Annotated in this window: 21 protein-coding genes and 1 pseudogene; 7 read left to right on the plus strand and 15 right to left on the minus strand. The window is 47.9% G+C overall.

Features of this window, described 5'->3' with window-relative positions; translation table 11 throughout:
- Positions 1-100: 100 nt before the first annotated feature.
- Entirely contained in the window at positions 101-766 is a 666-nt protein-coding gene (locus BLV33_RS11055; protein WP_090791002.1) for an HAD family hydrolase, read from the minus strand.
- A gap of 179 nt (positions 767-945) precedes the next feature.
- Between BLV33_RS11055 and BLV33_RS11060 the strand changes: the two genes are divergently transcribed.
- Genes BLV33_RS11060 through nagA form a run of 3 tightly spaced genes read left to right on the plus strand, consistent with a single transcriptional unit; the run spans position 946 to position 3,753 of the window.
- Positions 946-1,800: a MurR/RpiR family transcriptional regulator gene (locus BLV33_RS11060; protein ID WP_090798873.1), complete on the plus strand. Its 855-nt coding sequence runs from the start codon at positions 946-948 to the stop codon at positions 1,798-1,800.
- A 7-nt stretch (positions 1,801-1,807) separates the two neighbouring features.
- Entirely contained in the window at positions 1,808-2,536 is a 729-nt protein-coding gene (gene nagB / locus BLV33_RS11065; RefSeq protein ID WP_090791003.1) for a glucosamine-6-phosphate deaminase, read from the plus strand.
- Positions 2,533-3,753 (plus strand): N-acetylglucosamine-6-phosphate deacetylase, encoded by a 1,221-nt coding sequence (nagA, locus tag BLV33_RS11070; protein ID WP_090791004.1) that lies wholly within the window; start codon positions 2,533-2,535, stop codon positions 3,751-3,753. The genes nagB and nagA overlap by 4 nt, the downstream gene beginning before the upstream one ends.
- Before the next feature lie 116 nt (positions 3,754-3,869).
- Here nagA and BLV33_RS11075 read toward each other — a convergent pair whose 3' ends face one another.
- On the minus strand, positions 3,870-5,099 hold the full coding sequence (locus BLV33_RS11075) for an IS701 family transposase (RefSeq protein ID WP_090788856.1): 1,230 nt from the start codon (positions 5,097-5,099) through the stop codon (positions 3,870-3,872).
- 232 nt (positions 5,100-5,331) lie between these two features.
- On the opposite strand from BLV33_RS11075, the gene BLV33_RS11080 reads away from it, so the two are divergent.
- On the plus strand, positions 5,332-6,036 hold the full coding sequence (locus BLV33_RS11080) for a hypothetical protein (protein WP_139305724.1): 705 nt from the start codon (positions 5,332-5,334) through the stop codon (positions 6,034-6,036).
- An 87-nt stretch (positions 6,037-6,123) separates the two neighbouring features.
- Here the strand turns inward: BLV33_RS11080 and BLV33_RS11085 are convergent, their stop codons facing one another.
- From BLV33_RS11085 to BLV33_RS11130, 10 genes and pseudogenes are all read right to left on the minus strand, one after another.
- On the minus strand, positions 6,124-7,047 hold the full coding sequence (locus BLV33_RS11085) for a DNA-3-methyladenine glycosylase 2 (RefSeq protein ID WP_090791008.1): 924 nt from the start codon (positions 7,045-7,047) through the stop codon (positions 6,124-6,126).
- Between the two features lie 153 nt (positions 7,048-7,200).
- The gene (locus BLV33_RS11090; RefSeq protein WP_090791009.1) at positions 7,201-7,770 is read right to left on the minus strand and encodes a manganese catalase family protein; all 570 of its coding nucleotides are present in this window, start codon (positions 7,768-7,770) and stop codon (positions 7,201-7,203) included.
- 18 nt (positions 7,771-7,788) lie between these two features.
- Positions 7,789-8,052 carry a spore coat protein CotJB gene (locus BLV33_RS11095; RefSeq protein WP_090791011.1) on the minus strand — a complete coding sequence of 88 codons (264 nt, stop codon included), beginning with the start codon at positions 8,050-8,052 and terminating at the stop codon, positions 7,789-7,791.
- On the minus strand, positions 8,049-8,273 hold the full coding sequence (locus BLV33_RS11100; protein WP_090791013.1) for a spore coat associated protein CotJA: 225 nt from the start codon (positions 8,271-8,273) through the stop codon (positions 8,049-8,051). The genes BLV33_RS11095 and BLV33_RS11100 overlap by 4 nt, the downstream gene beginning before the upstream one ends.
- A gap of 457 nt (positions 8,274-8,730) precedes the next feature.
- On the minus strand, positions 8,731-10,068 hold the full coding sequence (locus BLV33_RS11105; protein WP_090791015.1) for a hemolysin family protein: 1,338 nt from the start codon (positions 10,066-10,068) through the stop codon (positions 8,731-8,733).
- Between the two features lie 289 nt (positions 10,069-10,357).
- Positions 10,358-12,583: an MMPL family transporter gene (locus tag BLV33_RS11110; protein WP_171909110.1), complete on the minus strand. Its 2,226-nt coding sequence runs from the start codon at positions 12,581-12,583 to the stop codon at positions 10,358-10,360.
- Positions 12,584-12,654: 71 nt separating this feature from the next.
- Positions 12,655-13,788 carry an HD-GYP domain-containing protein gene (locus tag BLV33_RS11115; RefSeq protein ID WP_090791017.1) on the minus strand — a complete coding sequence of 378 codons (1,134 nt, stop codon included), beginning with the start codon at positions 13,786-13,788 and terminating at the stop codon, positions 12,655-12,657.
- A 228-nt stretch (positions 13,789-14,016) separates the two neighbouring features.
- Positions 14,017-15,469 (minus strand): annotated as a pseudogene (locus tag BLV33_RS11120) (IS1182 family transposase).
- A 147-nt stretch (positions 15,470-15,616) separates the two neighbouring features.
- Complete coding sequence (locus BLV33_RS11125) at positions 15,617-16,438, minus strand: undecaprenyl-diphosphate phosphatase (RefSeq protein WP_090791020.1); 822 nt, start codon at positions 16,436-16,438, stop codon at positions 15,617-15,619.
- A gap of 163 nt (positions 16,439-16,601) precedes the next feature.
- Positions 16,602-18,041 carry a bifunctional metallophosphatase/5'-nucleotidase gene (locus tag BLV33_RS11130; RefSeq protein ID WP_090791022.1) on the minus strand — a complete coding sequence of 480 codons (1,440 nt, stop codon included), beginning with the start codon at positions 18,039-18,041 and terminating at the stop codon, positions 16,602-16,604.
- A gap of 102 nt (positions 18,042-18,143) precedes the next feature.
- Between BLV33_RS11130 and moaD the strand changes: the two genes are divergently transcribed.
- The 3 genes from moaD to BLV33_RS11145 all read left to right on the plus strand — a co-directional run bounded on the left by moaD (position 18,144) and on the right by BLV33_RS11145 (position 21,103).
- The gene (moaD, locus tag BLV33_RS11135; protein WP_090791025.1) at positions 18,144-18,884 is read left to right on the plus strand and encodes a molybdopterin converting factor subunit 1; all 741 of its coding nucleotides are present in this window, start codon (positions 18,144-18,146) and stop codon (positions 18,882-18,884) included.
- A gap of 6 nt (positions 18,885-18,890) precedes the next feature.
- Positions 18,891-19,943 (plus strand): ThiF family adenylyltransferase, encoded by a 1,053-nt coding sequence (locus BLV33_RS11140; RefSeq protein ID WP_090791027.1) that lies wholly within the window; start codon positions 18,891-18,893, stop codon positions 19,941-19,943.
- A gap of 98 nt (positions 19,944-20,041) precedes the next feature.
- Entirely contained in the window at positions 20,042-21,103 is a 1,062-nt protein-coding gene (locus tag BLV33_RS11145) for an HD-GYP domain-containing protein (protein WP_090791029.1), read from the plus strand.
- Here the strand turns inward: BLV33_RS11145 and BLV33_RS11150 are convergent.
- The 3 genes from BLV33_RS11150 to BLV33_RS11160 are packed head-to-tail and all read right to left on the minus strand — an operon-like array spanning position 21,096 to position 23,331.
- Positions 21,096-21,485 carry a DUF350 domain-containing protein gene (locus tag BLV33_RS11150; RefSeq protein ID WP_090791031.1) on the minus strand — a complete coding sequence of 130 codons (390 nt, stop codon included), beginning with the start codon at positions 21,483-21,485 and terminating at the stop codon, positions 21,096-21,098. The genes BLV33_RS11145 and BLV33_RS11150 overlap by 8 nt on opposite strands.
- The gene (locus BLV33_RS11155; protein ID WP_090791033.1) at positions 21,482-22,138 is read right to left on the minus strand and encodes a hypothetical protein; all 657 of its coding nucleotides are present in this window, start codon (positions 22,136-22,138) and stop codon (positions 21,482-21,484) included. Before BLV33_RS11155 ends, BLV33_RS11150 begins: the two co-directional genes overlap by 4 nt.
- A complete protein-coding gene (locus BLV33_RS11160; protein ID WP_090791035.1) occupies positions 22,135-23,331 on the minus strand; it encodes a glutathionylspermidine synthase family protein in 1,197 nt (398 codons plus the stop codon). The genes BLV33_RS11155 and BLV33_RS11160 overlap by 4 nt, the downstream gene beginning before the upstream one ends.
- Between the last annotated feature and the right edge of the window lies 1 nt (position 23,332).

Raw genomic sequence — 23,332 nt, forward strand, 5'->3', positions numbered from 1 at the left:
TAAAAACCCGGCACTCGGCCAGGTTTATGTGGTGTAAGATCAGTATCTTGTGGATAAACGGAGATCCGGTGAGCGGAGCCAACTTGGAAGTTGCCAATGATCATGGCTTTGGCAAATAATCCAGCAGCTCCGGAAAAGATTGAATCCGCATATGGCTGCCTTCCAGTTCATCATCTTTTCCAAAACCCGCATAATCGCAGCCCACGACAGTGAGTCCGTTTTTCAAGCCGGCCTCGACATCCGACGAGCGATCGCCAACCATCCATGCGGATTTGATGTTGTATTTGTCCAATAAAAGCCTTACCAAATCAACCTTCGATTTGGTTTGAAATTCACCTGCACTGTACAGTCCTTCAAAAACCGAGCCTAACCCTCGCGCTTCAATCACCTTTTTCACATAGTCCTCGAGCCCGTTGCTGGCTACAAACAACCGGATTCCCCGAGCATGGAGTTCTTTTAATGTAGCTTCGACACCCTCATATAAAATTCCGCTCCCTTGCAGGAGTCCTTCCAATTGATTCTGGAGCAGCAAAACATCCATTCTTTGGTGTGCTTCCAGGCTTGTTTCCGGCATCACTCTTTCCCAAATATGCTCAAGCAGCATACCGAGCGCGCCAAGAATTCGCTCTTCCGGCGGAGTTTCTCCGCTGTACAGTCCTTCGCGCCGCAATTGATCAAAAGAAGCATGATAGGCAGGAAGCAGCAGCGTTTCCGTGCGAAAGAGAGTCCCATCCAAATCAAATAGCATAGCTTCAGGTTTAGTCATTATGCAAACTCCTTAAATACGTATGATTATTTTTAGCATGGCAAAGTTAATGAAGGTTGTCAATGTTTCGCTCGCATTGGGTATTGCTGTAAAACTGCAAATGAAGTAAGATGAATATGAAAATAATTTTCTCGAATAACCTGAAATATATGATAAAATTTTTCAAATCGGAGGATGCGATGTCCAGTATTTTGGGTGCGATCTTGGAGCATAAAGAGGGCTTAAACCGGCAGGAGCAAGCACTGGCGAATTTTGTGATCGACCATGCGCAGCAGGTCGTCGGGATGGGTATCACAGAGCTGGCCGAATGTTCGCAAACAAGTTCAGCCACCATTTCCCGTTTTTGCAAAACCTTTCATTTTCAAGGCTTTACGGATTTTAAAATGAAGCTTTCAGCTGAGCTGGCCCTGCAAACCAATGAGCAATCGTACCAGGATATCCTTGCAGGCAATCCTCTGGATAAAATCATTGTCGCGATAGAAGCTAATCACACCAGGTCCATCTCGGATACGACACGTCTGCTTGATCGCAAACAGCTGGGTCTTGCTCTGCAAGCATTGAATAATGCTAGGCAAATTGACCTTTATGGTGTGGCAACCTCGGGTGTTGTAGCTCAAGACTTCTACCAAAAGCTCATCCGTATCGGTAAACGGACAACTTCATTTTCCGATCCGCATATGCAGATTACATCCGCATCCAACCTGCAGCCCGGCGATGCGGCATTCGCCATTTCTTACTCCGGGGAGACGGATGAAACCATTCAATCCCTGATCTGCGCCAAAGAACACGGCGCGACAACGATCAGCCTAACCAAATACGGTTCCAATCGATTGTCCAATCTGTCCGATATCCAACTTTTCACCTCCACGCTCGAGGAGGGCATGCGCCGGGGTGATATGGCGTCAAGGATTGCTCAGCTGCATGTTATTGATATCCTTTTTACAAGCCTCGTTAGTGAGGATTTTAATAAACTCGTTCCCAGACTTGAGCAATCTTATCAAATGATTCACAAATACCGCAGCAAAGGAAAGTGAGCCCACCGTGAATATTCATACTTTTAAAAATGAAAAAGAATTGAACGAGGCTGGTGCCGGAATTATAACCGGATTGGTCCAAATGCAGCCGAGCGCCGTGTTGGGCCTAGCCACCGGCGGAACGCCCGTAGGCATATATGAAGAGCTTGTCAAAGCACATAAAAAAGGCCATGTCAGCTTTAAAAAAGTGACAACCTTCAATCTCGATGAGTATGTCGGCGTACCTGAAAATCATCCGGAGAGCTATCATACTTATATGAAGCAGCATCTTTTTGATCATATTGATTTGCCCGCTGATCATGCTAATATACCGGACGGAAACGCTGCGAGTCTGGAGGAAGAATGTCTGAGATACAACCGGGAGTTGGAAAAAGCGAAACAGATCGATCTCCAGCTTTTGGGCATTGGCCATAACGGCCATATCGGCTTCAATGAACCGGATCACTCTTTGGTCAGCGGCACGCATGTAGTGAAATTGAAGCCGGAAACGCGATCGGCGAATGCTCGATATTTTGCTTCCATTGATGAGGTTCCTACTCATGCGCTTACGATGGGCGTGGGTACAATTCTAAAAGCCAAAAGCATCTTACTTGTCGTCCGAGGCGCGGATAAAGCGGATATCATCCACCGCGCTCTTACTGGTCCCATTCAAACTGAGCTGCCAGCCACATTACTTCAGACCCATCCCAATCTGGTCGTGCTGCTTGATGCCGATGCAGGGAGGTTGTTTGTATGAGTGAACATTTAAATCAAGTTCGAGAAGCTTCTTCGCCGGAGGACTTTGTCCTTGTTAACGCCAAGATTGTAACCGAGCAGAATGTGATCGAGCAAGGTGTCATTCGTGTGAGCCAGGGAAGCATCGCTTCCGTCGAAGAGCAAAGCCATGTCGATCTTGCCCGGATTAGCTCGAATACTCGTCTTATTGATGCAGATGGCGGCTGGGTGCTGCCCGGATTCATTGACGTTCATGTTCACGGCGGCAACGGGGCCGACTTCATGGAAGCGAATCCAGAGACGCTGCGGACGATCACCCGCTTCCATGCAGCGGGGGGAACCACTTCGATGCTCGCCACCACCATGACGGCTCCCCGTCCAGACCTGGACCACGTCATCGCCGAGGTCAGCGACTTTATGAAGGGGCCCATGCCCTATACCCAACTGCTTGGCGTGCATCTGGAAGGCCCTTTTCTCTCGCCCAAGTGGCTGGGTGCGCAGAACCCCGCCAACATCGTGCCGCCGAATATCGGCTGGCTCGAGGATTGGCACGCCCGCTACCCCGGCATCGTGCGGCAGCTGACCTTGGCCCCCGAACGCGAGGGGGCCCTGGAGCTGATCGCGTGGCTGCGCGATCGAGGCATCGTGGCCGCATGCGGACACACGGACGCCACCTACGCCGAGATCGAGGCGGCGGTGGCGGCGGGGCTCACGCATGCGGTCCATAGCTACAACGCGATGAAACCGCTGCATCATCGCGAACCGGGCACCGTCGGTGCGGTGCTCACCGACGCGCGGATCGAAGCCGAAGTGATCGCCGATGGGCACCATGTGCATCCCGCGGCGATCCGGCTTCTCACCCAGGTGAAGCAGCAGAGGAACCTGCTGCTGATCACCGATGCCATGGCCGCCGCGGGGCTTGGCGACGGCGCGTACGAGCTTGGCGGGTTAGCCGTAACCGTCAAGGCGGGCGTGGCCCGCTTGACGGACGGCGGCAACCTCGCCGGGAGTACGCTGACGATGATCGACGCGCTGCGCTTCATGGTGCGCGAGGTCGGAGTCAGCGTGGCGGAAGCGAGCCGGTATGCCAGCGGCAACCCGGCGAAGTCGCTGGGCATCGCCGATCGGGTCGGCTCGATCGCCGCCGGCAAGCAGGCCGACTTGCTGCTGCTGAGCCGCGATCTGGAAATCCGGCGTCAATGGATACGCGGAAATGAAATTGTGTTTATTCGCCAATAAGAAAGCCTATTTCGTTGATCCGAAATTTGATACTTTCTTATTTACTTGAGAGTTGCGATTTTCTTCGTGATAACCGAAAATAGACACACCTGTAGCAGGGAAGGTAATTCGACAGATCAGGCGGATATTTTGAGATGCTTAAGGATGTCGAATAACGGCTTCTTCACCAAGGCTTGCTGATACACGTAAACGATGATCTGCCCGAAATACTCTTGCCGAATTCGGTACACCACATCTCCAAGCGTAAGATGTTTGTCGCTCTTCATCCAGTCCTGACGCTGAGATTCCAAGAAGTTCTGCGTCAGATACTGAATCGCCCAAAATCGCTGAATGCCTTCAAATGACAGCAATTGATATTGGTCAAAACCTAGCAGTTCCTTGAAATAGCGATAGCCCGTTTCAATGTTCCATCTCACGTGATAGTAGCGTTGGATTGTAACGAGATCCAAGCTTAAATCCGTGCACAGGAGACAAACTTGAGGTTTGCTCGAAGGGGCATATTCATCTTTCCAAGACAGCAAAGCCTTGACGTTTTCCATTTCGCTTAACGGACCTTCATATTCATAAATCCAGTACGTCCCCTGACTTTCCACCGTAACGGAGCGTAGGTCAGACTTGCGAAGGTACTGGACAGCGAAATCAGCCATGGAGATCGTTACGCCGCTGACGCAGATCAGTCGGTTGGTCTTGACGGCAGCGATGACATGGAATCCCTTGCGGTTACAGCTATTTATGATCTTCTCGCTGGTGTACCAGCTATCCATGAGCACGTAAACCTGCTCATCCTGCGTAGCCGGAAATGCCTCGATCATCTCGACGGCAAGATCGTTCTTGCTTTTGAAAGTCAAGCCATGGTTCGTGCAATATTCTTCACGGTAGTAAGGACGGAAATCCCAGGCATAGGAACTGCCCTCGCTTACTACGTGGGCCGTGACAACGCAGTGGCACCAGATCGATTTTCCATCCTCGTGAGAATATTGAAAACTGAGAGCTTCCATTTTCTTGGTTGATGGTTCTTTCTTGCAGTAAGAGTCATCCACGATGAAAAATACAAGACGCCTTGCATCACCATTCTTCATGCGCTTTGCCCGGATTTTCTCTATGACGAATTGCATACGCCTGCGCTGCATGCGATTGACGCACCAAGGCGCATGATTCAGAAAGTTGGTGATACTGCTCAGATGACAATCTTGTCTGGCAGCGTTTCGGATCTGCGTAATGTTCTTGCGTCCGGCACAAAGAATGATGCCATGAACGAGCGTAAACAAGTGATTCAATTGGGGTTTAGAAAACTCCAACTTCAGCGCTAAAATGAACTTGACGATCGGCAGGTAGAGGGATACCATGGAATTGGGACATCTCCTTTATCTGGAAAAATTGGCTCCGTGACCGTCAATTTCTCCACAAAGGGTCGATGTCCTTCTTCTATTTAGCCGTTCGACGAAGGATCTAAAAACTCGGCTTTAACTCGGCTTTATCGACAACAGGATTTTTGCAACACTCAAGTTAAACATTTATAAAGAGCGAGAATATGCTGAAAATCAATATTTTGGTAATTTGTTTATATTTGGCGGTGCTTTGGCTCCAAGCTTCGATCCGGGAATTACTGAATACCAAATATATGCGGATGAATTGAATAAATCGATCAATCTGCTGCCCTTTCAGGTTTCGAGCAAGGTCCAATTGAACATAGCGGGAGAAGGAGTTAAATCCACTTTCACTGACGGAGTTTTTCATATAGATATCAATGGGATTTCATCTTTTAAATTGGAAGTACGTTCTTTGGAAAACAAAACCCTGTTGAAAACCTATCAATTCAGCATCAGCAATTGGCTCTCTCTTGCAGCAGCTCATGCAGATGGAACCGAAGCCGTACTGATCCTGAAGAAAGAGTTGGATACCACGTATGTAATGGATCCTGCCCGATTTGCGTTTGATCAGGCTGGCGTCACAGTTATGGGGGCTCAGTATGATATGCAAGATACGACACATCATACGATCCGTCTAAAAATGAGCACGAACAAGGGATTAGCACCCAATGTCAACACGATAAAACTTAATGCCGAGGAAGCTGCCCGGACCTTGGATGGAAATCCAATCAGCTTTAAAAATGCACCCGTTATTAGTCCCGAAACCAATGCCGCACTTCGCCATCAACTGGATCCTCGGCAGAACGGAATCCATATCGATGATATTGTTACCTTCATTGAAACCAGGACGGATGTAAACGGTGATGGTATATTTGATCAATATGATGTACTCTGGCTGCTCAAGCAAATATAATTTTCGCGCAAAAAATACCCGTCATGCGTTCCTTCTGGAATCCATGACGGGCTTTTATTTTCCGATTCGATTCTCCATCACTATGTTTCAGTATAAAGTTCTCCACATATAGAAGGTAATGTACCCCGCCCAGTTCCCCCATTCCGCAAAAAGCAAACGGAGCTCTTCAAGCGTTGGCTTTCTATCCAGTCCAAGCAGATGACGAACCGCATTGTGCAGCCCCACATCAGCTATCAAAAACGCAGAAGGATCCCTCAAACAACGCATCATTGCATAATTGGCTGTCCATGGTCCGATTCCCCGTATGGAAGTTAATTCTTTTTCCGCCAGCTTAAAATTACCCCATTGCAGTAAATGTTCTTTGGACAATCGTCCATCAGCCATCCTTCCGGCAACTTCCAGGATATATTCGGATTTATTGCGTGTAAGCTGCAGCGGCATCAGCTGTTCAATGGTGAGCGCTGCGATATCCTTGGGATCGGGGAAGATCCATAATTGTCGCCCTTCCCATTCCATAAAACGGCCGTAGGCTTCTACAAATCTTTTTTTGAGCATATAGGCAAAAGGAAGATTAATCTGCTGCCCCATAATCCCCCAGCACAGGGATTCGAACAAATCCGGGATTCCCATAATCCGCAATCCATAGAACCGCTGGACCAAACTGTCCAGGAGCGGATACCCTTCAGCCATCTGATAAAAGGGCTTGATATCCGTATCCAAATCAAACCAATCCCTTACATACCGAACCGTCTGCTCACAAAGGTCCCTGGGTGGAAGCTGATCTCTTCCAAGGAATCGAACCTGGAGCTCCGAGCTATTTTCGCTGCTGATTTCCAAAAGGACATCTTGATTGCCGATCCTTGCAGCTTTTATGACTTTGTCGTCCTCCAAATGGAACATGCACTCCAGCGGCGATCTTGCCAAATAGGCCAGATTTATCGCATATTGAAACTCTTTTGGCGAAGGTATGGTTATAAATGGTGTTTCACTGCTGGTTGTTACTAGATCCATTCTATCTGCACCTCGCTTTCATCCATTTAAGTATATATCATATCTGCCCCAAATCACCCACCATCTACTGTTCAATTCTTGCTTTCTTATTCGTTAAGTACAAAAAAAGACCCAAAGCAATTAAGCTTCGAGTCTTAAATATGTGACGACCCTTTAAAATACCTTTTGCCGCTCCCGATCCTCCTTCAAAATTTCTACGGCTTCGCGGAAGCGGAGTGAATGTATCACTTCTCGTTCGCGGAGAAACTTGAGGCCGTCCTGAAGATCGACATCATCCGTCATATCTATCAGCCACTGGTAGGTGGCACGCGCCTTTTCTTCGGCTGCAATATCCTCATAGAGATCCGCAATGGGGTCTCCTTTAGCCTGTATGTACGCAGCTGTCCAAGGGACGCCGGCGGCATTTTCATAAAACAATGCCTTCCCATGCTGTACATAATGATCGTCCAACCCCGCAGCCTTTAATTGATCTACATTTAAGTCCTTGGTCAGTTTATAGACCATTGTGGCAATCATTTCCAAATGAGCAAATTCCTCTGTGCCGATATCCGTCAATAGTCCGATCACCCTATCCGGAATCGAATATCGCTGATTCAAATAGCGCAGTGCCGCGGCCAGTTCCCCATCCGCACCGCCATACTGCTCCAACAGCAGCTTCGCCATGCGCGGATCGCATTTGCTTACTTTTACAGGATACTGCAGCTTCTTTTCATAAATCCACATCTATCTGTCTCCTCTCTCTTAAACCTGCCAAGGCCACGGAGTTTCCACCCACTGCCAGGGCTGTTTCGTAAAGCTTTGGCCAAAATGCTTCATCGGTCCAAATTCAAGCTCGAATTGATAGCACAGCTGCATCCTTTTTTGCGCGAATTGGTTGTATTGCTGAAGAGAGGCCAGATCATCCGGGTGTGTATCCAAATATAAATTAAGCTCCACCAACACAAAATCCACCGCCTGCAAATCATACAGGCTTCTATAATAAGCTTCGGGCATGGGGTTGCTCATTCACTTGTTCTCCCTTCGAATATCTTGGATTCATATGGGCTGTATAAGGGTGGCCATAATGTGCCAAGCTTTAAAGCTTCGTAGGGACTGAACTGCGGGAGCCCCGGCGGTTGAAAGGGGACGTATAGCTCAATGGGTGTATTGTAGTCTTTTACCCGCTGCGGGGGACAGGGGTCGTAGGGACTGATATACGGGTGGTAGAATTTCGTTTCATTGCTCATGGCGAGTCCTCCTATTCTTCAAAATTAGATCTGTTATTTATCTATATGGCTGGGAAACTTGTCTAATAACGATAAGTCACAAAAAGATTTGGGTTCGTGTTTGCAGGTGCGGATTTGGAGGGGGCAAGAGGGTAGTTGGGTGGGTGGGGTTAGTTAGGTGGGGTCGGTGGGTTGGCAGGTACGGGTGTTTGGCGATGGATGTGGGGCGTTAAGATTGTATTATGTACACTGTTTTTTTAGAATTTGTTTAAAATGAGTTCGAACAATGCAATTTGTACACTATTTTCGAGAAATCTTGCTCTACAAGGCTTCGATCCCGAATTGATTGTACGTTTTACACTGTTCGCAAATCCTGGTGGTTATCTCTAGATTACATTGTACAAAATGCATTGTTAATCGCCGCCAACCGCAAAAAAGGACAGCCGGTAAGCCATCCTTAAGTTTAGTTCTAGATATCCTATTCCTTCTCCAGGGGCACGACCTTGCTCTTTTTAATGATATGGACCCGCATGATCCTTAATCTGTCAACCTCGCTGATTTCGAAGATATACTTACCGTAGTCGACCTTTTTGCCTTTGAGCGGCATGCCTTCCAGCTGTTTAAAGATCCAGCCTCCGAAGGAATCGACATCTTCATCCTCGAGATCCACATCCAGCATGTCATTGATATCTTCAAGCAGCACCCGGCCATCTACAGAGATATATTGATCCCTGACCTCGATATCGGAACGTTCATCCAGATCGAATTCATCATGCAGCTCACCCACGATTTCTTCGAGAATTTCATCCAATGTCAAAAGCCCGGCCGTTCCGCCATATTCATCAATAACGACCGCAAGCTGGGAATGCTTTTTCTGCATAAGCTTCAGCACGTGGCTGATTTCCATGGATTCCGGTACATTCAAAATAGGCCTGATAAAAGATTGAAGATCCTGATTTTTGTCCGGGTCCGCGGTCAACAGATCAGTGATATGAACAAATCCGACAATGTGATCCTTATCTTCGACACCGACCGGATAACGGGTATGCTTCGTTTCATACACCAACTGCATATTCTCTTCGTATGAAAGATCCAGGAAGAGACAATCCATATCCGTTCGCGGCTGCATTACTTCGCGGGCAATCCGGTCCGAGAATTCGAAGATATTATCAAAAAGCTCCATCTCATCCTTATTGATATGGCCGCCTCTAACACTCTCATCCATCAGCATCCGCAGCTCTTCCTCCGTATGTGCGGCTTCTAGCTCACTAGCAGGCTCAACACCAACCCATTTGAGAAAGGTGCCAGCCGACTTGTTTAGAAACCAGATGACCGGACGGAAAATTTTATAAAAGAAAAGCAGCGGAGCAGACAGCCACAAAGATGCAAATTCAGGCTTTTGAATCGCGAAGGATTTGGGAGCCAATTCACCAAGCACTATATGCAGAAACGTGATCACGGCAAAAGCAATGATGAAGGACAGGGAATGGGATAAAGCCGATGATGCCAAACCGAAAAGATGCAGAAGCGGCTCGACTACAAGCTTTGAAATTGCCGGTTCTCCCACCCAACCAAGTCCTAGAGAGGCAAGTGTGATTCCAAGCTGTGTAGCGGATAAATAGGTATCCAGCTTCTGTGTAACGGTCAAGGCATATTTGGCCATGCCGCTTCCTTCATTGACAAGCTGTTGTATCCGTGACTGTCGTACTTTAACCAGCGCAAATTCAGCTGCTACAAAGAAACCATTCAGCAGCACAAGAGACAGGACTAGAATTAAATTTAAAAGAATAGCACCAAAATCAAAAGTCGTTTGCATAAGCAATTGATGCTCCTTTGAAATTATATGATCGCTTTTCGCTTGCTTATGTATAGCGGGCAATTTCTCGTTTGCAGCATATTACAAAGATTCGTGAGGGTTAGCTCTACACTTGTTAATTCATGTTTACCCATCATTCGATAAGATCGAATCGGTTCCCAGGGATCATAAGTGATTCAGCTCCGATGCATCCTAATTGCCTATATTGTACCTGATGGACAAAAAAAAAGAAAACCGGCTCATGGAGGCTTTGATAGCCGCTATGCGCTGGTTTTCTCCCCTCTTCCTGTCAACGGCCGGAGGGACCCCGGTTCTCCTTGCGGATACGCAGCCATTTAGGCGCCCACCAATTCGCCTTTCCAAGCAATTTCATCAGCGCAGGGACCAACATGACCCGAATGATTGTGGCATCAATGAGGACAGACAGACCAAGCCCCAAGCCTAGAGCCTTCATAATCTCGATATCTGTAAAAATGAAGGAGCCAACGACCACCACAAGAATAAAGGCCGCGCTGGTGATCAAGCTGCCCGTCTTTTTCAATCCTTCTGCTGTGCTTAGCTCGTTATCGCCGGTAGATTCATATTCTTCCATAATCCTTGAGATCAAGAAGACCTCGTAATCCATTGAAATGCCAAACACGACGCAAAAGATAATGACCGGCAAGGTCGCGCTGACATAGCCAATCGAGGTTATGTGCAAAGCATCCGCCATATAACCGTATTGGAAAACCAGCACAACGATACCAAGGCTTGCTCCCAAGCTGAGGATATTCATCAGTACGGCCTTGAGAGGCAATAGGATCGATCTGAAAGCAGCGAGCAAGACAAGGTAAGTAATCCCCATAACAAAAGCCAGCACCTCGGGGATATGACCTTGTATGCGATCAATAATATCCAGCCGGTAAGCCGGACCGCCTGTGACCAGAACATCCAGACCTCCTGGATTGAGCTTGCGCAGGTCTCGGACAAGCACATCCGTTCCCGGATCATCGGGATCCCGCACAGGTACAACCGCGAGTAGAGCTGTATGATTTTTGGCCAGCTTTTGATCCTCCAGCTGCTTGCGGGCTTCCGGAGCTTTTAAAATTGCCGCCAGTTCGGCGTCCGAACCTGCTCCTAATGCGTTTACATAGCTCTGTACTTTATTTACACCAGAAGTATTCGCCGTCTTTCTCGCAAATTCGCGAACCTGTCGAATAGAGGCTTCATCCCAAACTTCCTTCTCGGTATGTATGCGAATTTGAATCGGGTTCATTTCCCGCGAATCATACGCCAGCTTCATAAGGTCCGAGCCATGTCTGGACTCATAGCTGGGTGGCAGAACTTCGGCATTCGGAACACCCAGCTTCATATGCCCCAAAGGAGTCATCATATAGATCAAACCGCAGCCAACAATGAGCGTAAGCAAAAGGGGGCGTTTCATTACACCATAAGCCACCTTCTCCCAAAAACGGGACGAGCCTCGATGCCGCAAGGATTGGGGCAGCACATTCAAGGAGTTGATGCGTGCACCGAGTATCCCCAGGAGAGCCAGAAGCAGCGTATTGGCTGCCAAAACCGAAACGGAGACGACAAGGAGCCCGCCCAAGCATAAGGAGCGGAAAAAGGTTAAATCGACAAAAAACATGCCGAGCAGCCCAATAAGCACAGCCACACCGGAGAAGAAAATGGATTTCCCTGCGGTTTGGCTCGTCATGGCTACTGCTTCGGCAACGTTCTGCTGTCTTTTTAGCTCTTCCCGGAAGCGGCTTACCAAAAATAACGCATAATCAATCCCGACGGCTAAGCCCAGCATCGTGACCATATTTGGAAGAAAATTCGAGAGCGAGTAGGATTGGGCTATGAAATAGGTAATCCCAAGTGTAGTCGTAACACTCATTAAGCCTACGATCATGGGCAAAACCGCTCCGACCAGGGTGCCGAAAACTACAAGCAGCACGAGTAAAGCAATAGGTAAGCCAATCACTTCCGATTTGGCGATATCGTTTTTGCTGGCTTGCTGCATATCATAAAGAATGGCGGGTCCGCCGCTCACGTATACTTTCATACCCGCTGGCGGCTTCACGGTTCCCTTGATTTCAGGATACTTTTCCAAGGCCGGATCTGTATGTAGGTTCAGGGCTACAGTTACCGTTTGCACATCGTTGCGGCCAGTATTACGAGGCGTCGCAGAGAACGAAATCTGCTGCACATAGAGCAGCTTTTTCAGGTCAAGGAGGGAATCCATAATTGCCTGTTTTTCTTCGGCCTTTGTAAGATCAGCGCCATCCCGGGTATAAACCAGATTCAAGAGGGAAGCCGGGAGGTCCAGCTCCTGCTGCAGCTCGATAAGCCCTCGGTCCGAGTCGCTGCCTTTGGGGGTAAAGCCGTTATCTTTCAGCATACCGGGAGTCTTTTGTGCGACCATGCCAAATCCGATAAACAGCACTGCCCAAAAGATGACAACAAGGCGGCGGTACCGATATATCGTATGCCCCCAGTGCCAAAAAAAGCCTTTGCTTGAAGTTTCTCTCAATGATTCGCCTCCTAATGCTTGAAAAAAAGAACCTGTTTCCCAGGTTCTGGTTTGTTTTGTCTCTATTGTATCTAATGAAAGTGCTGTATGCCACTATTCGATTGGCCGGATTGAATGCTGCGACCTCCCACAGCTGTAATCAGGATTGTATGCTTAAAAGACAAATCCACTTCATAAGGGGTCTTCAGTTCTTGTCCCGCTTCATCTTGGAAAATACGCACAATCGGACGATGCGGTACCGATCTGTTCAAGTCGGAAATAATACCGGTTTCCCCTGTATTCAATGTAACAGGCATCCCCAGCGGATAAATGGCTATTTTATCACGAAACATAGCGATCTTATCTTGATCGTACAACGTTCCCGAACCGGTAAACAGCTGTTCCATTGCTTCATGCGGCAGGAGCGGATCGCGGTATTGCCGACTTGTCGTCATGGCGTCATAAGAATCCACCACTCCAATCCATCTGGCATACTCGTGAATTTGGTTTCCGGCTATACCCCGCGGATATCCGCTGCCGTCCAAGCGTTCATGGTGTTGAAAGGCACAATGCGCCGAGATCAGGGGAACATTCGGTTCATCTTTTAAAATCCGAAAACCAATTGTCGTATGCGTCTTTATCTCTTCAAGCTCATCTTTGGTTAACTTCCCGGGTTTGTTTAAAAGGTCCTGATTAATTCTCGTCTTTCCAACATCGTGCAAAAGAGCGCCGAGTCCCAGAGTCATCAAATCCTCGCGGTTGTAGCCAAAGCTCATCCCCAGCATCGTCGTATAAATACACACGTTCAAGGAATGTTGGTATAAATACGAATCCATCACATTGATATTCGTCAGCATCACCATCGCATTAGGATGGGAGCTTAAATCCTCGATTATGGTCGTCATCAATTCCCGGAACTTGCGTCCAATATCATAATAATGCACGGCGCTTTTTTTACTCGAATCCTCCATCAGCACGCGAAAGGTGTTGCGAATTTCACGTACACCCCTAACTCGGGTCGTTTCATGAATAACATCCTCAATAATGATATCGTCGGACCGTGAATCCATAATATTCAAATAATCAATGCCATAATAATACAACCGATCCAAAAGCCGCTGGGTTAGCTCCACATTAACGGCCAGCAAGACGGTTCCTTCTTCATTGTAGATGGTTTTGCCTAATCTCATGCCAGGGCGGCACATGTTTATTGGCATTAGACGCATTATTTTACCCCCGAATAATGTGTAAAATCCACTAGTCTTCTCATTAAATGTAGCGGATTTGGTAAAAAAGAGCAATAAAAAAAACCGCATCTTTCGACGAGGCCACTGAAGAACTTGCGATTTTTTCAGGGTTGCCTCTAAGTCATGAAATAAGAGACGACCAAGCATCCAAATTTTGGTTGCTTGGTCGTCTTTTCATTGCTATAGCAGGTCATTCAGAAGGGGTTTTCACTTCATAAGCTTCAATATTCGCTTTAGGTTAACCGTGAAAATCGCCATTGCGCCTTGCAACTCCATGCCGACAAGACCCGAAGATGACGCTACGTCATACCCGTGTCTATGTTTTAGTTCGCTGTTCTTCGCTTCAATCTTGTAGCGTTCCTTAGCTTTTGTTTTGAAATATTCGCTACTCTGGAACGCCATTTGTTCGGTGTGTTCGTCGGATTTAATGCTCACCGAGTAAGTTTTACTTTTTGCACCTTCCTTGTAACAACCTTCCCTCATTGGACATCGCTTGCATACTTCTACATCGAAGTAATACGTATCGACTTGGTTTGCCCCAACGTCTTTCTTTCCCCCCCGTGCTTTCCGAAGCGCCATATGCCCTGCCTTGCACACATACATGCCTGCATCCTTATTGAACTGGAATTCATCCTCTTTCTTGCGATTTCCTTGCGTAATCGCTGGATTTAGTTTCGCCACCAATTCAAGTTCGCTTTCGTTGCTGTACTTAATGTTTTCCTTTTCCGAGTAGGCGGTATCTCCGATTACTGTTTTGACCTCCATACCGGCGGCTTTACTTTTTTCAATCAGCGTCTGCAGTTGCTTGCCGTCAATTCTTTTCGCCTGTGGTTACAACTGCTGCCGTAATAATCCGTTCCTCAGTCATAGCAATGTAGGTTTTGTATCCAAAAAACGAGGAATCCGCGCTCTTGTGACCTACCCGTGCATCTTGGTCTTCCGAGATCCGTAGCTGTTCCAGATCGTCTGCGACCGTTTCTTTCAACAGATTCAACGGTTCTTTGATCTTGGGAAGCTCGCAGATGCCGCCTTCTACCTCAAGCACGGCGATGAGTTTTTGACAGTAGGCGATTTCGTCCTCAAGCACATCGTTTGTGTTTTTTGCTGGGAGCTTGGCTTTCAGCGACTCATCCGCCGTGTAGACCGCTTTTCTCAGCTTTCGGGAGCGGTCCAGCAAAATTTCACGAGGGGATTTCTGATTGTAGCGTGCTTTCGTATGGGTCGCATCGACAATGATTGCTTTGCTTGTGATAATGCCCTTCTCCTGCGAAATTTCGACTGTTTTGCCAATGAGCATGTCGAGCAGATTCATGTCTTTCAGCCGCAGCTTCCGAAACTTAGTCAGAGAACTAGCGTCTATTACCACTTCTTCCGGCGCCATATCAAGAAAATACTTAAACGACATATCGTACCGAGAGCGCTCAACAATATCCATGTCGGACAGTTCAAAGATCGCCTTCAATAGCAGGTACTTGAACATGCGAATCGGGTCGATCGCATTTCGACCGTTATCTAGACAGTAGCGCGCTTTCAGTTCTTCGTACACGAATGAGAAGTCGACCAACTCATTGATTTGGCGCAACATATTATCCTTGGGAATAATCAAGTTATAAAGTTCTATATAGGGGCTTAGAGTTATGGATTGTTGTTGCTGAATCATCGGGCTCACCTACTCGGGTTGATGCTTTAATTATACAGAAAAGGTACTATCTTCTCAAAGATCTTGAGAGATTGTACCTTTTCTGTATAAAGGACTTTTTCAGTGGCCTCTCTTTCGACACGGTTTTTTTGCAGAAAGTGCAAGGGCTTAGCCTAACCAAAGATATAAGGCAAACACGGCTGCAAGGATAAAGCGATAGTAGGCAAAATAGGTCAGTTTCATGCTTGACACGAATTTAATAAAGGAGACTACGGCAAGCAGCGCCACGATAAAGGAAATGACAAAGCCAATGATGAAAAAACCCATATCGTTCGAAGACAAGGTCTTGTAGCTTTTCAGCAATGTATAGCCTGTTGCCGCAAACATAACCGGAATAGCCATAATAAATGTAAAATTTGCCGAAGCCGCCCGGTTCACGCCGGACAGCAAACCTCCTGCAATGGTTGATCCTGAGCGAGAAAAGCCCGGCCATAAGGAGAGAATCTGAAACAAGCCTATGTAAAAAGCTTGCCGATAAGTGATTTGATCTACAGTCTCAGCGGTAGGCCTGTCCTTTTGTTTTTCAGCGACAATCATCAGAATGCCCCCCAAAACAAGCCCAATGATAACCGTTGTCGGAGAAAAGAGATACTTTTGAATGGCATTGTTGAAAATGAACGCGAGCAGCATCACCGGAACAATCCCGATCAAAATATGCATCAGATTCAGCTTCGATCCATTTAGGCTTTGACCTTGTTCTCTGATCTTGGCAAGCCCAAATAGAGATAATACCCTTCTCCAATAAATCAGGAGTACCGCCAAAATGGCTCCCAATTGGATAATAATTTCAAATGCTTTCATCGTTTGATTGTCTTCGGAAATATTCAACAGTTTTTGCGTCAGAATCATGTGTCCTGTTGAAGATACCGGCAAAAACTCCGTTAAACCTTCGATGATTCCGATAATAACAGCTTGCCAATAGTGTAGCATAAGCTCCTCCTTAGAGATTTATGGAGTATAACTGACCTCGTAAGCATCATCTTGAGTTTTACGAGTAATGATTAGAACCCCTGTCCAATTATTTATTGTACTCCCAAGGTGGTGCTGTTGACAATCCCTGCGAATAATCACCCCGGGATTGTCAATTTTCAACTTATTTCTCTATCCAATGGCGGGTTTCGGTGCTGGCTTGCACGGCTGCTTCATTCCGCAGTTCTGCGGCCAGGACATCCCGCAGAAATTCGGGCAGCAGATATTCAACCTGTCTGCCGTTCTTTAACGAAAGGTAGCCCGCCCCGAAGGTGAACATATCGATCGTGCCGACCAAGTACTCGCGATCCGCTTCAAGCGGCTGCCCGCCAACTGCAGCGGAAACGATTCGCCGCAGGGGAGGGCGCGAGGCGTCATATTCGACGGTCACGCCGTCGAGGCAGAGGACGCCCAGCACCTCCCCGCGAAAGCCGAGTCCGCGAATCGGCTTTGCCTTGAACTCCTCCAGCAGCGACTCTTCGAGCGCTTGCTGCAAATCAGACCCGCGCAGCAGGATGCGGCACGGATTGATCGGCCCCGGGCAGATCTCGAGCAGCCGCCCCCGCGACACACTGCCCTCCTTCAGCCCCTGAAGGAGCTGCCCGCTGTTGACCAGGCCGATATCGGCGCCGGTCCAACGGCGAAGCCCCGCGGCAAGCAGGTTGCCGAGCGGGGACTCGCCATACCAATCGAGGCTGAGCGGTTGCTGCAGCCTCGATGCCTCGAGGTCCAGCACTTCGCGGCTGGACCTGCGGTACTGCTCCAGCAGCGCGGCCACGCGGCTGTCCGGCTCTTCGGCCGAGACGTCGACAACGCGGCCTTGAAGCTCGCGGATCCGGCGCTCAGCCGGATCGTAGGCGAGCTCGACATGGCCGGCGTACTGGCCGAACTTGCCGGCCGCGCACAGATAGGTGCCGCTGAGATAGAACGGCTCCTCGAAGACATGATGCGTGTGCCCGCCCAGGATGAGATCGATGCCATCGATCTCTTGGGCCAGACGCTCATCCAGCTTTAACCCGAGGTGCGAGAGCACGATCAGCACCTCGACCTCGGGCCGCAGCAGCCCCGCGTAGTGGGCTGCGGCTTCGACCGGGTCGGTCACGTGCCAGCCGAGTAAATCGTAATACTCGGTAAACGCCGCCGTGACCCCGATCAGGCCGATGCGCAGGCCTGCCTTGCGCACGATCTGGTACGGGACGAGCCAGTCCGGGGTCAGCTGGGTCTTCTTGTCAAGCAGATTGCTGCCGATTACGGGAAATCCGGCATGTCTGCGAAAAATCGAGCCCAGCTCATCCGGAGTAAAGGTCAAGCCTTCATTATTGCCCAGCACCATCGCTTCATAGCCGGAAGCATTCATAATATCCAAATTGGCCATACCGCCGCTGCCTTCCGTCTCCGCAAACATGCGATCCATATGATCTCCGATATCCAGCGTCAACACCGAATCCGCCGGAGCCTGCTGCCTGACTTTATGAAAATAAGCGGCCAGCTTGGGCATTTGGTCAAAATGGCTGTGCAGATCATTGCTATGTAAAATCACTAATTTTAGTAAGTCATTGGCCAAGCCGGTCACCTCTTTAGTGGAAGTAAACACACTTTAACCATTATATCATTTAAGTCTAAAAATATGATATGCTGGTGAAAAAGACAAGGGGAACACACCGCCATGAAGCTAGAGATCCAACTATTTGCAGGCCTTATTGAACTGCTCGGAGCTCCTGTCCTTGAGGTCCCTTTGGATCAGGAGTCAATGACAGCCGGACAATTAAAGGAGCTATTGATAAGGCAGTTTCCTAACGCTGTTCAGACGCTCAGCTCTTGCTTTTTTGCTGTGAATCAGGCTTATGCAGATGATGAGGCCATACTTACGGCTGCGGATGAGATTGCTTTAATCCCACCTGTTTCCGGGGGGCAGGGAGAAGCGGAAGCTAAGTCGTTGATGGAGGAGGAGCTTTTTACTCTCACAGATGACTCTATCGACGTCTCTGCCGTTACCGCTAAAGTGATCACCCCGAACCATGGGGCTTCGCTTGCTTTTGTTGGTACAACGAGAGAATTTACTTATGGACAGCGAACGGTTCTTTTGGAATATGAAGCCTATCGCCCGATGGCATTGAAAACAATGGCCCAAATTGGCCGGGAAATCGACATTAAATGGCCAGGCGCATTGTGCGCGATCTCCCATAGACTTGGGCAAGTAGGCATTGGGGAAATCAGTATTGTCATTGCGGTATCTTCACCGCACCGGGCGATTTGTTATGAGGCGAGCCGCTATGCCATTGAACGCTTGAAACAAATTGTACCTATTTGGAAAAAAGAAATTTGGGAGGATGGGTCCGAGTGGAAAGGCAGTCAAACCGGTCCCTGGAATCCGACAGAAACGCCCTTTGATGGCAGCAAGGAGTAAACGTTTATGGAGCACGATAAACTTCTTCCGATAGATCCACGTTACTCGCGGCAAATTCTGTTCTCTCCGATTGGCGAGTCAGGTCAACGCAAGCTGAATTCGGCCAAGGCGGCAATTGTAGGAATGGGGGCATTAGGGACAGTACTTGCCAATCATATGGCACGAGCAGGTGTTGGATACATTCGCCTGATTGACCGGGATTTTGTGGAAACGAGCAATCTCCAGCGGCAAATGCTCTATGATGAGCAGGATGCGGAAAACTACGTACCCAAGGCAGAAGCAGCCGCCCAGAGACTTCGCTCGGTGAACTCGCAGGTCACTATTGAGTCGAATGTTATCGATTTAAACAGTACGAATGCCGAAGCCCTGCTTGGCGGAGTGGATGTGGTCCTGGATGGAACCGACAATTTTGCCGTACGGTTTCTTATAAATGATACTTGTGTAAAGCTTGGGATTCCATGGATTTATGGAGGGGCTGTTGCTTCAAGAGGGGTAGCACTGACGATTATTCCCGGGCAAACGCCCTGCCTTCGCTGCCTTTTTCCGCAAGCACCTGCACCAGGGACAACGGAAACCTGCGATACGGCCGGCGTCATTGGCGGGATTATTCATGTCGTTGCATCTTTTCAAGCTACAGAGGCATTGAAGCTGCTCGTCGGAGATTCGGAGCACTTGAATCCAGGGATGCAGCAGTGGGATCTTTGGTTTAATCAATTTTCCTCCATCAATGTTTCTTCGGCTCGCAAGAAGAATTGTCCGGCATGCGCGCGCCGCGAGTTTGATTATTTGAATTTGACCATTGAGGGGAGTACGATTCAAACCTTGTGCGGCCGAAATTCAGTGCAAATTAACCCTGTAGAAGCAGCTTTATTTCAGCTGGATGATTGGGAGGCGCGTTTGAAGCCTTTGGGTTTCGTTGAGAGAAACCGTTTCTTGCTTCGATTCCACGTAAACTCGGAGCTGACTATGGTGCTTTTTCCCGATGGTCGAGCCCTTATACAGGGAACGAATGACCCTGCATTGGCTAAAAGCCTGTACAGCCGCTTTATCGGTATGTAATAATATGTAATTATTAGTATTGTAAAGCCTGCCTCTTATTGTTACTATACAATTATTGATGTGCAAAAAAAGCTGCAGAAGTTTTGAAGGGGTTCAATATGAGAATTCATGTGGAAAAATTGGCGGTCGGGGACATATTAATCAGTGATACTTTCAACGTGCTTGGATTAAATGTGATCTCCAAAGGTACCCTTCTGAATGTGGAAGATATCCAGAAGCTCAACAACCACAATATTGAATATGTGGAAATTAGTCCTCGTTATATTGAACAGACTCAGCAAACTGAAAGTATTGCTACCACATTCCACGAGGAGCAAGCTCTGGCATTCACAAATGCTATTGAAGGAATAAAAAGTCTCTTTGATATTGCGGCTCTGGAAGGGCTCATTCAAGATGAAGAAGTCCAGGCAGCTTTTAATCCGCTGATCAACAGCTTTCAGCATGAAAATGACGTCGTATCCCTGCTTCTGTCCTTAAACAGCAAAGATGATTACACCTATCAGCATAGCGTTCAGGTGGGTATGCTTTCTTACTATATAGCAAAATGGCTCGGTAAATCCGATCAAGAATCCTTGAAGATCGGTAAAGCCGGATATCTTCATGATATAGGCAAATGCAAAATAGACAGCGTCATCCTAAAAAAACCAGGCCGGTTGGACGATGCCGAGTTCGCGGAAATCAAACGACATACGATTTACGGCTACGAAATTATCGATCAATCGTTTCATGATCATGCTCTTTCCATGGCCACATTGCAGCATCATGAACGACTGGATGGACGTGGTTATCCCATGGGTAAAAAGAATGAAGACATTCACGCCTATGCCAAAATTGTCGCCGTTGCCGACGTATACAGCGCGATGATCTGCAGGCGTGTTTATCAGGAAAAGCGAGATATGCTCATTGTCCTTAAAGAGCTGTACCGGATGAGCTTTGGTGAACTCGATCCGGAAGCCGCCCACGTCTTTATCAAGCATATGATCCCCAATTTTATTGGCAAGCAGGTGATCCTGTCGGATGGCCGTTCAGGAACGATAATCATGACGAATCCTAATGATTTCTTCAAACCGCTCGTTCAAATCGATAACCAATTCTTTGATTTGTCCTATCGATCCGGAGTCGAAATTATTTCAGTAGACATGCAGGCCTTCATTAAATGATCAAGCTTCCGATAGCCAGAGCAATCCCGACATAAACACATGCCAACAAGGTTCCTACAGCCACATTGCCTTCCTGCAGCTGTTTGGATAAGCTGAAGCCGGGCGTTAACCAATCGAAAACCCAGTAAGTTGCGAGAAGACAAGCATAACCGACTAAGAACCATAGGCCCATATGCCATATGGAAGAATTCGTGTAAGCGGCAATGGCCAGAATAATGGCAGTCGCCAGGAATTTACCACCCATGGTTAACCCTACCGCCAGGTTGCCTCTATTAATCTCTTCCATATCCTTGTACGGCGTCATCAGGCTAAATACATACATCCCCGCAAATTGAAGCAAAATAACCACCAATAAGCTGATGATGATATTCAAAGCGATCACTGCGCCCACCCCCTAAATTTGGCCATAGTCTGGTCATAATTATTAAAATCGTGTACTTCCTCCAGCACAACCGGTACCTGCTTCAAGCTTTTAAAGCTGATATAGCGATCCTCTGGAATGGGCTGTTTGACTTTTTGGCCTGTTGGCATCGTCACAACGGCAAAATATCGGAATTGACCCTCATTCTCCGTTTTGTATACACCGACCAAATCCACGTCGGTTTTGATTTCCTTTTTCAAATCCGTTATATCTTTATCGGCCTCAGCTTTCGTCTTGAAGGTTTTGATCGGCTGCCATGGCGATAGTTTAATATCATTTCGTCCGGAGCTGTCTGTGATCATTTCCGCACTCATAAAGCTCAATATCTCAATTGTATCACCAGTTGCAAAATTTTGGTCGTTTTTGAGCATTGTATTATCGGGCAGGATCACCATCTCATTGCCAACCAAATCTCCAACCTTGGCCTCCACCAATTTATAATCCCACGGCACTACGGATGTCGAGCCGGCTTGCTGTGCATTTTGGGTTTGGGCTTTACTGTTGGTAGGTTGCAGCACGGACGGCTTCTTATTTCCTGCCGAGCCAATGATCCAACAGATGCCGATAATCACCACTGCCGCCGCGGCCATCAGCCAAATTCGGTTTCCTCTCACTTTCGTCTCACTCCTATAGCCACGAAATGGCTCGAATTGCCGGTTATCAATCCGCCGGCACGTCCCAGTAACCCGCACGGCACTCCATCGATGACAAATAGTCCCGTTAACAAGTGCAGCTCCTGTCCGCCCAATTGAAGCTTTGGCAAATCTGCGCGCTGTTGATAGACTCTGCTAAAATAAAGGCTCGTGTCAAAGCCTGCAGCATCTTTTTCTTCCAGTTCCCCGCTCTGATTGAACATCTGAACGGAACCGCCCTCACGGCCAAACATGGATTTGGACACATAATCACCTTCAAGTACCGGCATATTATAGGTCGGAAGCATGTAGGCTTCTATCATTTTGTGCTCGAGCTCTGTGAAGAAGCCTGCTTCTAATTCATGAAGTCCCCATATGACCGCTTGCAGGCCTTTGGATTGAAGAATTATCGCATGCAATGAATTAAACAGCTTCAGGTTTCCCTCTTCCACCGCAAAAGCAAGTGCTTCACCGCCGTCATCTATACCCATCCATTCCTTCGGATAAAGGGCAAACATGCTGCGAATCACATTGTTATTCATATCTTTGACCATGCCTTCATCGATCCATATCTGGAGACAATCGATGCATGTGATGCTCCTCCCGCTGTGTCGAACCAAAGCATCGATAGTTCCAGTATCTTCAGCATGTTCCCCATAGGCGATACAGGCCGCATACTCAGGCGCCTCCTCGTTCCAGGCGCGACGAAGCAATTCAGGCATTAATACATTTGGCGAAAAGAGCCCTTCCTGCTCGCACATCCAGGGTGTTGCTATCGAAGCTTCCACATATCCGGTTGGCGTATCGGCATTCAGCTCAAGCAGTTTAATTTGTCCGGCTTCCGACAAAGCAAAATCAAACCTGGCATACCGACTTATCCGTCCTGGTGCATTAGGGGCCAGACGGTTCAAACCTTCCCATAACACCTCTGGAATCGACAATGCCTCATAAAGATCTGTCCGACCTATGACAAACCGAGCCGTTTTATCAAAAATGCTCCATAAATGATTGCCAGCGACCAAAAGCTGCTGATAAACAGATTCTTCAATACCCACTAATTGATCCAGCCAATAAGCTTCATCACCTAAATCAGCCCAGATAAAACCAAGATCAGCCAGCTGCTTCACTCTGGCTGCGCGATTTTCTGCAGGAAGGCCAAGTATTTCAAACACCATC

It is taken from the genome of Paenibacillus sp. GP183, from assembly GCF_900104695.1.
Taxonomy (GTDB): domain Bacteria; phylum Bacillota; class Bacilli; order Paenibacillales; family NBRC-103111; genus Paenibacillus_AI.